The sequence below is a fragment of the Staphylococcus sp. HL28 genome, from assembly GCF_021117155.1.
Classification (GTDB): Bacteria; Bacillota; Bacilli; order Staphylococcales; family Staphylococcaceae; genus Staphylococcus; species Staphylococcus warneri.
In genome coordinates this window covers 1,124,545-1,139,403 of record NZ_CP088218.1, presented here as the reverse complement: position 1 = coordinate 1,139,403, position 14,859 = coordinate 1,124,545, and the positions used below count along the sequence as shown (strand labels likewise).

Below are 14,859 nucleotides of genomic sequence, written 5' to 3'. Positions count from 1 at the left end.
CTTAGCCCTCCTAATCGTTTATATGGATATTATACCCTAGCAACTACATTTTATAACACGGAAGTAATGGAATGATTCAAACTTTGAAATATGTTGTTTTTTAGCATAAAATTAAGTTAATCATATAAAGGAGGAAAAACTTCATGACAAAAATCAATGAAATTATTAATTATCTACAAAAAGAAAATGTTGATGCTGCTTGGATTACTACACCCTTAAACATATATTACTTTACTGGCTATCGTAGCGAACCACACGAAAGATTATTTGCATTATTAATTCAAGCTAGTGGTGAAACAGTTTTATTCTGCCCTAAAATGGAAGTTGAAGAAGTTAAAGCGTCTCCTTTTGACGGTCAAATTATAGGTTATTTAGACACTGAAAATCCTTTCGAATTATATCAACAATCATTTCGACATATGCTTATCGAAAGTGAGCATTTAACAGTTAAACGCCAACGTGAAATAACACAAGCATTTCATGTTGAACAATATGGTGATATCGACCAAACGATTAAAAACTTAAGAAATATCAAGTCAATTGATGAAATTGAAAAAATTAAACATGCTGCTCATTTAGCAGATAAATGTATTGAAATCGGTGTGAACTATTTAAAAGAAGGAATCAGTGAACGTGAAGTTGTAAATCATATTGAAAATGAAATTAAGAAATATGGTGTGAATGAAATGAGCTTTGACACTATGGTATTATTTGGAGATCACGCTGCTTCACCACATGGTGTTCCTGGTAATCGTAAATTACAAAATAATGAGCTAGTTCTCTTTGATTTAGGTGTCATCTATAACCACTATTGTAGTGACATGACTAGAACAATTCAATTTGGTACACCTAGCAAAGAAGCTTTAGATATATATAATATTGTTCTTGATGCTGAAAAATCAGCAATTGATGCTATTCGTCCAGGTGTTAAATTAAAAGAAATAGATAAAATAGCGAGAGATATTATTGATCAAGCAGGCTATGGCAACTACTTCCCTCATCGTCTTGGTCATGGTTTAGGTCTAGAAGAACATGAATACCAAGATGTTTCTAGCACAAACGATAATGTTTTAGAAGCGGGAATGGTCATTACCATTGAACCAGGCATCTACGTTCCAGGTGTTGCTGGTGTTCGTATTGAAGATGATATCTTAGTTACAGATAGTGGTTGTGAAATCTTAACGCATTATGAAAAATAATTCTATCTTTAACATTATTAACGCCCTCAAATGAGTAAGATTCATTTGAGGGCGTTATTTATATTTTGAAGATTTTGGCTTATTTTAATGCATCTTCAACAGATGTGTATTTCATATTGAATGCTTCTGCAACACCTTGATGTGTTACATGACCTTTGTACGTATTTAAACCTAAAGATAAAGCATGGTTTGATTTAAATGCCTCTCTATAGCCTTTGTTTGCTAAAATTTGAGCAAAAGGTAATGTAGCGTTATTTAATGCTAATGTAGATGTACGTGGTACTGCGCCAGGCATATTAGCAACTGCATAATGAACAACGCCATGTTTGATGTATGTTGGATCATCATGTGTTGAAATTTTATCTGTTGTTTCAAAAATGCCACCTTGGTCAATTGCGATATCTACAATCACAGAACCATTTTTCATTTGTTTAATCATATCTTCTGTTACAAGATTTGGTGCTTTAGCGCCAGGAATTAATACTGCTCCGATTACTAAATCACTATCTTTTACATACATTTCAATATTTAATGGGTTTGACATAATGGTATGCACTCTACCATTAAATAGATCATCTAACTCTTGTAAACGTTTAGGATTGACGTCTAATACAGTTACATCGGCACCTAAACCTAATGCAATTTTAGCTGCATTTGTACCTGCTTGACCGCCGCCTATAATTGTGACTTTACCTTTAGGCACACCTGGTACTCCACCAAGTAAGATACCCATTCCACCATTAAATTTTTGTAAAAATTCAGCACCGATTTGTGTTGCCATTCTACCAGCTACTTCACTCATCGGACTTAACAATGGTAATGATCGATCCGGTAATTGCACAGTTTCATATGCAATACCAATCACTTTGTTATCTACAAGTGCTTGTGTTAGTTTTTCTTCATTTGCTAAATGTAAATAAGTGAATAGAATTAAACCTTCTTTGAAATATTGATATTCTTCTTCTAATGGTTCTTTAACTTTAACAACCATATCAACATCCCAAACTTGTGATGCTTCTGAAACAATGTCTGCTCCTGCTTCTTTATAATCTATATCTTCAAAGTATGAGCCCATTCCAGCATTAGTTTCAACTAAAACAGTGTGTCCTTGTTCAACCAAGGCATGTACACCGCTTGGTGATAGACTTACTCTGTTTTCATTGTTTTTTATCTCTTTAGGAATACCTATTTTCATTCCACACACCTCCTCTATTATAGTAACGCGAAAACCTACTAAAATACAAATGAAAGCGCCTACAAAAATACACAAAAATGTTAATTTTTAGAGTAATATTTTCTGAAAAATGTGGTAATATATAAGTAAGAAAAGACGAAAGGGGTACTTACGATGATTACTTACAAAAATATTTTAATCGCAGTCGACGGTTCACACGAAGCAGAATGGGCATTTAATAAAGCAGTTGGCGTAGCAAAACGTAATGATGCCAAATTAACAATCGTGAATGTCATTGATTCAAGAACTTATTCTTCTTATGAGGTATATGATGCTCAATTTACTGAAAAATCAAAACACTTCTCTGAAGAATTATTAAACGGTTATAAAGAAGTTGCTACAAATGCTGGTGTTACAAACGTTGAAACGCGTTTAGAATTTGGTTCACCAAAAGCAATTATCCCTAAAAAAATCGCACCTGAAGTTGGTGCAGACTTAATTATGAGTGGTACTTCAGGTCTTAATGCTGTTGAGCGTTTTATCGTTGGCTCTGTTTCTGAAGCCATCGTTAGACACGCGCCATGTGACGTACTAGTAGTAAGAACAGAAGAAATGCCAAATGATTTCCAACCTCAAGTTGCTACACCACAATTACGTGAAAGATATTCAAATTAATTGATAATAAAAATAGTGATTGAATGAATCATCATTATTGCGCCAGTAAATGAACTCATTTACTGGCTTTTTTATATGCTATTTAAGTTTGCTACTATATTTCGTAATAACTAATTTAAATTAACTGTTTTTACACTATACGAAATCAGATTATCTATTCAAACTAAAAAAGGAACGACAACGTCGCTCCTTTTCCACAATACTTATTTTGATTCAACATTTTCTTCTGAAGATGTTTCTTCAGTTTCTAAACCACCATATTTAATAACATCTCTAGATATCATTACTTCTTCATCTGTAGGTACTACAAGTACTTTAACAGGTGAATGTGGATAGTTAATATCTCCTTCTTCACCATGGAGATTTTCATTTTTCTTAGGATCCCAATAAACGCCCATAAATTCTAAGCCTTCTAATACTTTACCACGAATAATATGAGAGTTTTCACCTATTCCTGCTGTAAATACAATGACATCTACACCGTGCATTCTTGCCGCATACGAACCGATGTATTTATGAATTTTAGAAGCAAATAAATCAAGTGCTACACGTGCTCTATGGCGACCATGTTTTGCTTCTTCAGTTAAATCACGTAAGTCACTTGAAGTTCCAGTAATACCTAATAAACCAGATTCTTTATTTAAGATATTAAGTACTTCATCAGCATTTTTACCAGTTTTTTCCATAATATATGGAATTAAAGCTGGATCTAAATTACCCGAACGTGTACCCATAGTAACACCTGCTAATGGAGTGAATCCCATTGATGTATCGATTGATTCTCCGCCATCAATAGCAGCGATTGAAGCACCATTACCAATATGACACGAAATAATACGTAAATCTTCAATTGGTTTGCCTAATATTTCTGCAGCACGTCGTGATACATATTTATGACTAGTACCATGGAATCCATATTTACGGATACCATAATCTTCATAATAACGATATGGTAAACTATATAAATATGCTTGTTCAGGCATAGTTTGGTGGAAAGATGTATCAAAAACAGCAACGTGTGGGATATCAGGTAATAACTTTCTAAATGCTCTAATACCCATTAAGTTGGCAGGGTTATGCAATGGTGCTAGTTCACTTAGTGCCTCAATCTGCTGTTCAACTTCATCAGTCACAACTACTGATTTAGGGAATGTTTCACCACCGTGTACTACTCGGTGACCTGTACCTTGTATCTCATTGATATCTTCGATAATATGATGTTCTTTAAATTTCTCTAACATCAAGTTAACTGCTTCTTCATGATCTTTAATATCTCTGACTTCAGTTAATTTTTCCCCTTCAACAAGAATTGTAAAAATAGAATCGTCCATACCGATTCTTTCTACTACGCCTTTTGTTACTGTTTTTTCTTCAGGCATTCTAATAAGCTGGAATTTCAAAGATGAACTACCAGCATTAATCGCCAAAATTAATTTTGACATAAGATTTTGTCCTCCATCATTTGTTTAGTTATATTTTTCACATTTTATTTTATCATTAATACAGTTTTAATTCTATACTGTTACAGATTATTTTTTTGTATGATTTGTGTCCATCCATTGATTTAATTCAGTAATAAAACCTTGAAATTGTTGTGGATTTTTAAAATCAGGTATATTCGCTAAGAATACTTCAACAGGTTTTGTTACTTCTGCTTTTTTCTTCTGTAATATAAGTATAGATTTACGTGCTTTTTCATTTTTAAATAACGTAGATGGTAAATTTAAAAATGCTTGCATTTCAGTTTCTGTAGTAATGAATTTTTCTAACTGTTTCACATGTTCTCCTGAGAATAACTCACTTGGAACTACTAAAAATGCATATCCTGCCCCTTTTAATGCATTAACAGCTTGTTCAATAAGTAAGTAGTGGGAGTAACTATGCCCCTCTTCGAAACCTAATTTCATTTCCTTACTACGTTCATCTACTGGATAATAGCCAATTGGCAAATCACCGATGACAATATCTGCTTCTTCTAATGGTAGTGGCATAATTGCATCTTGTGGATATACATCGAAAGGTATTTCCAGATAATTTGCAAGGTGGACACTCACTCTTGAAAGCACTGGATCCACTTCAATAAGATGATGCATAATTGTTGTATCAGTTAATACTTCTTTAACAGCGGCACTTAAATGGCCTGCACCACTTGCTATATCAACTACATGCAATTCATCTTTATCATGTGTAAATCGTTGTACTAAGAAACCTAAAATTAAACCGATTGAATCTGGTGTGATTTGATGATTAGCCTGTATATTTTCCTCTTGCATTAAACTTAAATATGCAAATTGGAATGCTTTTCTTCTATCTTGAAGTGTAGCTTGTTCTAACATTTCTCTTTGATTAGTATAGATATCTTCCATTGCTAGTCCTAGATTTTCTATAAAACTTTGTCCATTTTCTTGATTTAAAGTTTTCGCTTTTTCATCTAAGTGATGGAATAATCTTTCCATAATCGTATTTTCTTCTGCCATTTAAATCCCTCTCTATAAAAAGCATCCATCGCTTTCATAGTGAAATCAGTTGATGTCATATTATCACTTGTAAAAAACAATGGATGCTTATTTCTCACACTATTATCTAAATGAATCCACCTTTAGACAAATAGTAATAAATCTCAATTTATAAATTTTTATATGCTTCTAAAGCTTTTTCGAAATCTGGGAAGTTTGTACCTTCACTTACAATTTCTTTATATACCACTTTGTTATCTTGATCTAACACGAAAACGGAGCGCGCTAATAATCGCATTCCTTCCATTACTACACCAAAATTTTCACCAAATGATAAATCTCTATGATCACTTAATGTCACTACATTATCTAAGCCATTAGATGCACACCATCTTTTTTGTGCAAATGGTAGGTCAACTGAAATTGTTAATACAACACCATCTTCTTGTGATGCTTCCTCATTAAACTTACGTGTTTGTTGATCACATACACCAGTATCAATTGATGGAACAACACTAATCAATTTTTTCTTATTAGCATAGTCATCTAAAGATTTTTGATTTAAATCGTTATCTAGTACTGTGAAATTTGGAGCAACATCTCCCTCATTCACTTGTTGGCCTGATAATGTTACCGGGTTATTTTTAAATGTAATTTCAGTCATAAATTTGACCTCCTATTTATATTTTTCATCCATTAATATCATACGACAACAATATGACCAAATTCAATTTTAAACTTTTATATCTTAAAAATTTATTGTATAAATTGATCAATGTTTTTTGACTAATAACTTACGGATTGTTAATAAAAAAGCAAACCTTTTTATGAATTGATTGTTCTAGCCTCTAAGTACATCAACCTCATTAAAGATTTGCTTTTATTTTAATTATATTAATTTGTGAAAATAGCTAATAAGTAGTCATATGCATTTTTCAATATCAATACTGCAGTGACGGTTATAAATAGCAATTTAACATACCCTACACCTTTGCTTATAGCGAATTGTGCACCAACGTATGAACCAATAATCATGCTGACTGCCATAATTAGTCCATAAAAATAATCAACTTGTCCTAATATCATAAATAATATTAAAGCCCCTACATTTGATGCAAAATTAAGCACTTTAGCATTGCCTGCTGCACTTAAAAAATCAAAACCAAACATGAGTAATACAAATAACATAAATGACCCTGTACCACCGCCTATAAATCCATCATAGAAACCGATAATAAGATATGCTGTGAAAAACATCACGGCTTTCATTGGTGTAAAGGTAGTGAACGTTCGTATTGAACCCCAATCCTTTTTTACTAGCGTATAAATAAATACTAATGACAACGCTACAATAATTAATGGTTTTAAAAGGTGTGCCGGTAATATCGTTGCTAAATAAGCACCACCTGAAGATGCTATTAGGACAAATGGAAACAATTTTGACACTATTTTTAAATCAACATTACCTGATCTAATAAACTTAATGGTACTAGTCAGTGTTCCAAATGAACTTGCTAATTTATTTGTTCCTAATGCAACAGCAGGTGGGAGACCTATTGCTAGTAGTGCTGGAGTAGAAATTAATCCTCCACCACCAACGACTGAATCTATAAATGATGCTAAAAATCCAAACAAAACAATAATCAATATGACATATATATCCCAATCCATGTCATGACCCCTTTTGCAATTATTTATTAGAATAAATCTTCCATTAAAGCATCTGTTGATTTATCTTTTTCAGATTTATAATTTTTATCTACTACAATTGTTTCTATATTTTCAACTGCATCATCTACCATACTATCAAAGTTAAATACACTTTCGTATTCTACAACTTTATCGAAGTCTGGTTCTGTTACTGGGTTTTTAGGTGTGAAAATAGTACAACAATCTTCATAAGGTTGAATAGAAACTTCAAATGTACCAATTTCTTTAGCTTTCTTTACAATATCTTCCTTATCAAGTGTTAATAAAGGACGTAACACTGGTGTTGATGTAACATGATTAATCGCATACATACTATTTAGTGTTTGACTTGCTACTTGTCCAAGGTTTTCACCGTTGACGATACCTAAAGCTCCAATTTTATGAACCAATTGATCAGCGACTCTCATCATTAATCGACGAGTTGATGTCATCGTATATCTTGGATGAACTGACTTATTGATTTGTTTTTGTAAATCTGTAAAAGGCACAATGTGCAATTTAATTGGACCAACACGTTCAGACATAATACGTGTTAATTCTATTACCTTCTCTTTAGCTTTTTCACTCGTAAATGGAGGACTATGGAAATGTATCGCTTCAATCGTCACGCCGCGTTTCATTACTTCCATACCTGCAACTGGTGAATCTATACCGCCAGATAACATTAATAGGGTCTTGCCGCCTGTACCTACTGGTAGACCTCCAGATCCTTGAATGACTTCCACATATATATAGATTGCATCTAGACGCACTTCTACACGAATTTCATGTTGTGGTTGTCTCACATCTACGGTTAAGCCTTCCACATTTTTTAATACCGCTCCACCGATTTCTCGTTGTAGCTCATAAGTATCCTTAGGATAAGACTTATCTGATCGCTTAACATCGATCTTAAATGTTGAACCATTATCAAATGATTGCGCTAATTGCACAGCGACATCAGCCATGGCTTGATCATTCTTTTCTGTTTTCAATACTGGACTTATTGATTTGATACCATAGACTTTGGATAATCGATGAATGATTTCATCAATGTCCGCTTCTTCGAATAACTCAATGTACATACGATCTCTTTTACCTTTAATATGGAATCCTTCTAAAGGCTTTAAAGCTCGTGTCACATTGGTTTTTAATTGGTTCACAAATTTTTTACGGTTTGAACCTTTAAGTGTTAACTCACCATATCTAACTATTAAGTGGTCATATTTCATTACTTCAACAACTCCTTCACTTCTTCATATATCATTTCAAATTTATCTTTAAAGCTATCGATATCTTTTTGTGTAGTCATTTGACCCATTGATATTCTAATGCTTCCTTCAATTTGTCGTTCTGAAATACCCATTGCAAGTAATACTTCATTAAGTTTACCTCTTTTTGAAGAGCACGCGCTCGTAGTAGATACCATAATATCTTGTTTAGAGAATGCATTGACTAACACTTCGCCTTTGACACCAGGAAATCCTAAATTGATGATTTGTGGAGCAGCATCTTCAGGTGAGTTTATTTTAACACCAGGGTAAGATTGAACCATTTCTCTAATTTGTTGTTGATAAGACGACAACTTTTGATGCAATTCATCCGTCTGTTTCACTGCATTATTAATAGCTTTTACCATAGATACTGCCATAGGTAAATTAACTGTACCACTGCGCACACCAAATTCTTGTCCTCCACCATGTATAATGGGTTCGATATTATGCGCTGTTCTAGTGATTAAAAGTCCTTGTCCTTTTAAACCATTAAATTTATGACCACTTAAACTTAAACTATCAATACCTTCTAAATCTAATGGTATTTTACCTAAAGCTTGAACTGCATCTACGTGAAAATGCACTTTAGGGTAATCTTTTAGCACATCGACAATTTGTTGTATTGGTTGTATTTGACCCATAATATTATTGACATACATACATGTTACAAGTCCTACACGTTCATTCATGATGGACTTCAAATGTTCAATATCTATCTGACCATTTGATTTAACATTGACATATTTTAATACGAAACCTTCTTTTTCAGCTAAATATCTTACTACTTCTAATACTGAAGGATGTTCTAATACTGATGTAATGATTTCATTGGCTGTATCTTTTTTGCGATAGGCTATTCCTTTTAGCGCCATATTATTAGATTCTGTAGCACCACTTGTAAAAATAATATCATAAGCGTTTTTTAATCTAAGTGCTTGATTAATTTGTTCTTTCGCTTGTTGCAATAATCTTTCTGCTTGTAAGCCAGCTTGATGAGGACTATTAGGATTATAATAAAGTGTTTCATTTACCTTTACAAAAGAATTCAAAACACTTGGATCTACTTTAGTTGTCGCTGCATTATCTAAATAAATCACTGATAACACTTCACTTTCTACATTTTTTACTTTGCTAATTCTATATACTGTTTCCAATTATTCTTAATATCGTTTGTTTACATACTTAAGAATGCAATGAGGAATTATTTGTTCAGTTTAACTATGTTTTATCACTATTTAACTATTTAAAAGCTTTTCTAAATAAGCATACTCATGCATTATACTATTTTTTTGTAAAAATAAAAGACATGACTTCCAATAAAATGGAAACCATGTCTTGATATCAATTCAAATCGTTATGATTTAATTACTTGCTCTTCAATATGTTTCGTAATACCCGGTTCTACACTTTCAAGTGCTTGTTCTGAAATTTCAATAGAACGCTTATAACGATTGTTTTTAAATAAACGTTCTGCTTCATTTAAGCTTTTATCAACACTTTGGTGATCTTTACGGTATCTGTTACCATATTGAATTAATTTTTCAGCATAAACTGCGTTAATTAATACATCGTTCGCCTCATCTTCAAATGTATTCATTTGAATGACGATTTTAGCTACTTTATCTTTTAATTGTTTGACGTGAATTGGTCTTTGACTAAATTGTTCATCAACTTCACGGACTTCATAATCGATTTCATTCTTCATGATAATGAATCGTTCTGGGACACTTGTTAAGTTAGAAGCCAATAAGCGTCGATAAACCTCTTCTTTTTTAGATTGTACGCGCAGTAAGTTATCTTCAGCTTCTGCTTCGTCTTCACGTAATTGGATTAAATGATTTTGTAATTTATCTTGCTTTTCATTAATTACGCTTACATGATCTTCTAAATATTGTAAATTATCTTGTACTTCACTGTATCTAACAGCGGACTTAGACATTTCTTTAAGAATTTCATCATATACTGAGATAAGATTTTGAATTTCATTTTCAAACTGTCTTACGCTTTGAACATCTGATTCATTAATATAGTAATTCTCACGAACATATTCAATTTCTGTTTTTAATGTATAATTCATATCTTTGGCTTTGAATAAGTCATCAGTGATAACATCTTTAGTTTCTTCAACTTCATTCTTTGCCTTAACTTCATGTTCGATTAAGTCATACATTTCATCTAACTTATCATTGATATATTCAAGTTTATCGTTCGCTTCATTTAATTCCAATCTACTAATCATTGGTTCTACGAAACTCAATTCTGTTTTAAGGCTTTGAACAGTACCATCCACTTTAACATGATCTAAATCATAACCTTCAACTTTTAAATCTCTGCAACCATATTTTAAATCTTGGAATTGACCAGGAAGTTCTTTTTGTGCTTCACGAATTAATTCAGGTATTTCTTCCATATATTCTTTTAATTGTTGCATTTCTTCATGTAACGCTGAAATATGGTTATGTGCTTGAACATAATTACCGTCTGCTTTTAAAACTTCATATTGAGATAACTTTGGTTCAAAGTTCTCAATTTCAGATTCTAATGGACCAGCAGCTTCACCGTATTGGTGACGATTAGCTAAAATATCTCGTTTCATTTCACGATGATCTACTTTACATTTTTCATATAATGATTCGTTATCTTTATGTAATGCAACTATTTCATCAACTTGTGAAACTTGATTATTGTAACTTGCTTCATATTGATCCATTAACTCATGCGCATCATCAATTTCTGCTTGAGCACCTGAAAAGTTAAACTTATCTAAAAGTTCTTCAGCATTGTGAATTTTTTCCTCAACAGGAGCTAAGTATTGATTAGTATTTTCTAAGTTGTCTTTCTTCATTGCATCGTACTTCGTTTTAGTTTCACCTTTTAGGTTTAAACTAGATAATTTTTTAATATTTTGATCAAAAGGTAACTTTTCAATATCTAATTTACGTTCTTCAGCTTTTTCAACGAGCTGTCGTTTATTCGATCGCAAATAAAACATGATACCCACAGCAATCAATATAATAACTATTATTGCTAAAATGATATATAACACCATATATACTTCTCCTCCTATGTTATCACTCTATATTATAACGTAATTTGCCTTCTCATTAAATCAGAAAATGTATTTATTGCTAGAATATTTTAAACACCTTATACTTAAATAAAAAAATGGTTAAGGGGAGACATTATGTCAGACATCAAAAACACAAATTATGACTTACTACAAAAACAACTCATTAGCTTAATAGAGGATGAATCAAATTTAATAGCGATATTGAGTAATACATCTGCACTTATCAATGATCACTTAGACCAAGTTAATTGGGTTGGTTTTTACTTAATTGAAAATAACGAACTGATCTTAGGTCCTTTCCAAGGTCACCCCGCTTGTGTACATATCCAAATTGGAAAAGGTGTTTGTGGTACAGCAGTCTCTAATAATGAAACACAAGTTGTTAAAGATGTCCACCAATTTCCTGGACACATTGCCTGCGATGCAAATAGTAATTCTGAAATTGTCATTCCAATACATAAGGACAATGAAATTATAGGTGTTTTAGATATTGATGCGCCAATAAAAAGCAGATTTAATGAAGAAGACCGTATAGAATTAGAAAAAGTGGTTTCAATCATAGAAAACCAAATTAAATAGTTTAATTAAAAGTATTGACTCTTACGCATAAACTGTTACAATGAAGTTTGTGTGAATTAACGAAAATAGCAGTTGTATATTATTGAGCTCTATGTTGTTCCCAATGCGGACGTGCCGTGTAACTGTCGCTATAAGGTGAAGACACATAAAACAACATATCTTAATAAGCATATAACACTCTTTTTTGTTTATTCATAACAACAAAAAAGAAAAAGGAGGAGTCTTATTATGGCTCGATTCAGAGGTTCAAACTGGAAAAAATCTCGTCGCTTAGGTATTTCATTAAGCGGTACAGGTAAAGAATTAGAAAAACGTCCTTACGCACCAGGACAACATGGTCCAAACCAACGTAAAAAATTATCAGAATATGGTTTACAATTACGTGAAAAACAAAAATTACGTTACTTATATGGAATGACAGAACGTCAATTCCGTAACACATTTGACATCGCTGCTAAACAATACGGTGTACATGGTGAAAACTTCATGATCTTACTTGCTAGTCGTTTAGACGCAGTAGTTTACTCATTAGGTTTAGCACGTACTCGTCGTCAAGCACGTCAATTAGTTAACCATGGTCACATCGAAGTTGATGGCCGTCGTGTAGACATCCCATCATATTCATTAAAACCTGGTCAAGAAATCGCTGTTCGTGAAAAATCTCAAAAATTAAATATCATTACTGAATCTGTTGAAATCAACAACTTTGTTCCTGAATATTTAAACTTTGATGCAGACAGCTTAAAAGGAACTTTCGTTCGTTTCCCTGAACGTAGCGAGTTACCAGCTGAAATCAATGAACAATTAATCGTTGAGTACTACTCAAGATAATATGTTTATATTCTTCACCCTTTCTCTTTGGAGATTGGGTGTTTTTTTATTCCCATAAATAATTACAAGCTAGGACATAGATATATATACTTCAAGTTACATTTATGTTTAGACAGTAGTTGACTGTAAAGTCATTCTTTTTCTTATAGAAATTAGAATAACTTACACATGCGTATTGACTCATGTGTTCAAATTAAGCTTTAGAGGTATACATGAACTAAAATTTATGCATAAGACCGTCTAAGTAATCAATTACAAAGACGGTCTTATGTTCCAAGCTTTTTCATTTCTAGCTAAGCTTGCCAGGGGGATGGGCCCCAAACATAGAGAATTTCGAAAAGAAAATCTACAGACAATGCAAGTTGGGGATGGACAACGATAAAGAAATACTTTTTCTTCAGAAATTAGTATTTCTTATGCATGAGTTTCACTCATGTATTCCCATTTTAAAGTACACATTAGCTGTGGCTAATGCGTAAGAACCACTACATCATAAATGATTAGTGGTTCTTTATTATTTCTGTCCCTCTCCCCTCTCTGCATATTGACTTTTCCTTATAACCGATCAGGTATATCAGTAATTATGCCATCAACATGTAAATCTAAGAGTTTCTTTGCTTCTTTAGAATCATTAACAGTATATGGCATCACTTTTAAATGCTCAGCATGTGCTTTTTCCATAAAATGTTTATTAACAATGGAGTAATTAGGATTAATATAGTTAGCAATTTCTGCAATTGCTTTAAAATCAGGTGATTTATACCAATATTTTTTCTTACTAATTAAAACACCAAGTTCATACGGAACATTCATATGTGCTAATTTATTTATACTTTCAAAATCAAAAGATTGTAATATAACTTTAGACGATGGAACGTGAGCATCTTTAAGTTTATCTACAATCATTTTTTCAATTCCTGGATATTGGCTTGGCTTTTTAATTTCAATCAGCAACTTTTTAGAACTTTTAGAATGTAAATCTAATACCTCATCGAATGTCGGTATTTGTTCGTCTTCTGAATGTTTCTCATGATAAGAACCAAAATCAAAATTTTTTAATTCTTCTAATGTATAATCTTTAATTTTACCTTTTCCATTAGATGTACGATCAATCGTGTCATCATGAATGACAACTAATTGTTTATCCTTAGTATAATGCAAGTCAATTTCTAACATATCAATAGGTAATGCTAACGCGTGTTGGTACCCTATTAATGTATTCTCAGGATAGTCTTGGGGTAATCCACGATGAGCAATTAACTGATATGATTGATTTGAACGTTCATTCGACATGAAAGTCACCTTTCTTTTAATCTGTTTAATAATGTTCTAAACTTAAATTACCATAATGACACAGGAGGTCAATCTAAATGGTTCAACATGACTTTAAAGTTCAAACCACTTGGCAAGGCGGTAGAAATGAAGTAGGAGAAGTAATTGGTGATGTAATTAATGAACAAATATCTATTCCATCATCGTTAGAAGGTACTGGTATAGGTACCAATCCTGATGAACTGTTAGTTAGTGCAGCATCATCCTGCTATATTATTTCCTTAGCAGCGACACTTGAAAGAGCCGGCTATAAAGACATTTCTATTACACAGCAATCTATCGGCAATGCTATATTTGAAAATGCAAAATTCAAAATGACATCCATCACACATTATCCAGAAATCAAAGTAGCAGACAATGATAAAGACAATTTAGAAAAGCGATTACCAAAATTATTGAAAATTGCTGATAATAATTGCATGATTTCTAACTCAATAAAAAACAATGTTATCGTCACCATTGAACCCACTATAAAATAACTTTCTAGCTATCAGAAATAAGGTAATGATTTTTAAACTCTGATAGCTATTGATTTCACCTTTTAAATTTTCTGAATATTTGTTAAAATGGTTGAATATTA

General features: G+C 32.4%; 14 protein-coding genes. 5 read left to right on the top strand and 9 right to left on the bottom strand.

Translation table 11 applies throughout. The annotated features are described in order from the left end of the window. Positions 1-143: 143 nt before the first annotated feature. On the top strand, positions 144-1,199 hold the full coding sequence (locus tag LPC11_RS05595; RefSeq protein ID WP_023372885.1) for a M24 family metallopeptidase: 1,056 nt from the start codon (positions 144-146) through the stop codon (positions 1,197-1,199). A 79-nt stretch (positions 1,200-1,278) separates the two neighbouring features. On the opposite strand, the gene ald is transcribed toward LPC11_RS05595, so the two are convergent. Continuing rightward, a complete protein-coding gene (gene ald, locus LPC11_RS05590; RefSeq protein ID WP_023372887.1) occupies positions 1,279-2,394 on the bottom strand; it encodes an alanine dehydrogenase in 1,116 nt (371 codons plus the stop codon). Between the two features lie 153 nt (positions 2,395-2,547). Between ald and LPC11_RS05585 the strand changes: the two genes are divergently transcribed. Next, entirely contained in the window at positions 2,548-3,048 is a 501-nt protein-coding gene (locus tag LPC11_RS05585) for a universal stress protein (protein WP_002452204.1), read from the top strand. A 203-nt stretch (positions 3,049-3,251) separates the two neighbouring features. Here LPC11_RS05585 and LPC11_RS05580 read toward each other — a convergent pair whose 3' ends face one another. From LPC11_RS05580 to ezrA, 7 genes are all read right to left on the bottom strand, one after another. Continuing rightward, positions 3,252-4,490: an acetate kinase gene (locus LPC11_RS05580; RefSeq protein ID WP_023372889.1), complete on the bottom strand. Its 1,239-nt coding sequence runs from the start codon at positions 4,488-4,490 to the stop codon at positions 3,252-3,254. An 87-nt stretch (positions 4,491-4,577) separates the two neighbouring features. Then, positions 4,578-5,525, bottom strand: a complete 948-nt coding sequence (locus LPC11_RS05575) for a class I SAM-dependent methyltransferase (RefSeq protein ID WP_041613590.1) — start codon at positions 5,523-5,525, stop codon at positions 4,578-4,580. A gap of 148 nt (positions 5,526-5,673) precedes the next feature. Next, on the bottom strand, positions 5,674-6,168 hold the full coding sequence (tpx, locus tag LPC11_RS05570) for a thiol peroxidase (protein WP_002452201.1): 495 nt from the start codon (positions 6,166-6,168) through the stop codon (positions 5,674-5,676). Between the two features lie 230 nt (positions 6,169-6,398). Beyond that, positions 6,399-7,175, bottom strand: coding sequence for a sulfite exporter TauE/SafE family protein (locus LPC11_RS05565; protein ID WP_023372893.1), 777 nt, complete (start codon positions 7,173-7,175; stop codon positions 6,399-6,401). Positions 7,176-7,201: 26 nt separating this feature from the next. Then, a complete protein-coding gene (gene thiI, locus LPC11_RS05560; protein ID WP_023372896.1) occupies positions 7,202-8,425 on the bottom strand; it encodes a tRNA uracil 4-sulfurtransferase ThiI in 1,224 nt (407 codons plus the stop codon). Further along, positions 8,425-9,564, bottom strand: coding sequence for a cysteine desulfurase family protein (locus LPC11_RS05555; RefSeq protein WP_023372898.1), 1,140 nt, complete (start codon positions 9,562-9,564; stop codon positions 8,425-8,427). The genes thiI and LPC11_RS05555 overlap by 1 nt, the downstream gene beginning before the upstream one ends. Before the next feature lie 257 nt (positions 9,565-9,821). Continuing rightward, positions 9,822-11,516 carry a septation ring formation regulator EzrA gene (gene ezrA / locus LPC11_RS05550; RefSeq protein WP_002467127.1) on the bottom strand — a complete coding sequence of 565 codons (1,695 nt, stop codon included), beginning with the start codon at positions 11,514-11,516 and terminating at the stop codon, positions 9,822-9,824. A 135-nt stretch (positions 11,517-11,651) separates the two neighbouring features. Here ezrA and LPC11_RS05545 point away from each other — a divergent pair, with 135 nt between their 5' ends. Both LPC11_RS05545 and rpsD read left to right on the top strand, forming a co-directional pair. Continuing rightward, positions 11,652-12,116, top strand: coding sequence for a GAF domain-containing protein (locus tag LPC11_RS05545; protein ID WP_023372902.1), 465 nt, complete (start codon positions 11,652-11,654; stop codon positions 12,114-12,116). A 228-nt stretch (positions 12,117-12,344) separates the two neighbouring features. After that, complete coding sequence (rpsD, locus tag LPC11_RS05540; RefSeq protein ID WP_002467124.1) at positions 12,345-12,947, top strand: 30S ribosomal protein S4; 603 nt, start codon at positions 12,345-12,347, stop codon at positions 12,945-12,947. A gap of 555 nt (positions 12,948-13,502) precedes the next feature. Here the strand turns inward: rpsD and LPC11_RS05535 are convergent. After that, positions 13,503-14,240, bottom strand: a complete 738-nt coding sequence (locus LPC11_RS05535; RefSeq protein WP_023372904.1) for a glycerophosphodiester phosphodiesterase — start codon at positions 14,238-14,240, stop codon at positions 13,503-13,505. 77 nt (positions 14,241-14,317) lie between these two features. On the opposite strand from LPC11_RS05535, the gene LPC11_RS05530 reads away from it, so the two are divergent. Then, positions 14,318-14,758: an SACOL1771 family peroxiredoxin gene (locus LPC11_RS05530; protein ID WP_023372906.1), complete on the top strand. Its 441-nt coding sequence runs from the start codon at positions 14,318-14,320 to the stop codon at positions 14,756-14,758. Positions 14,759-14,859: the final 101 nt, after the last annotated feature.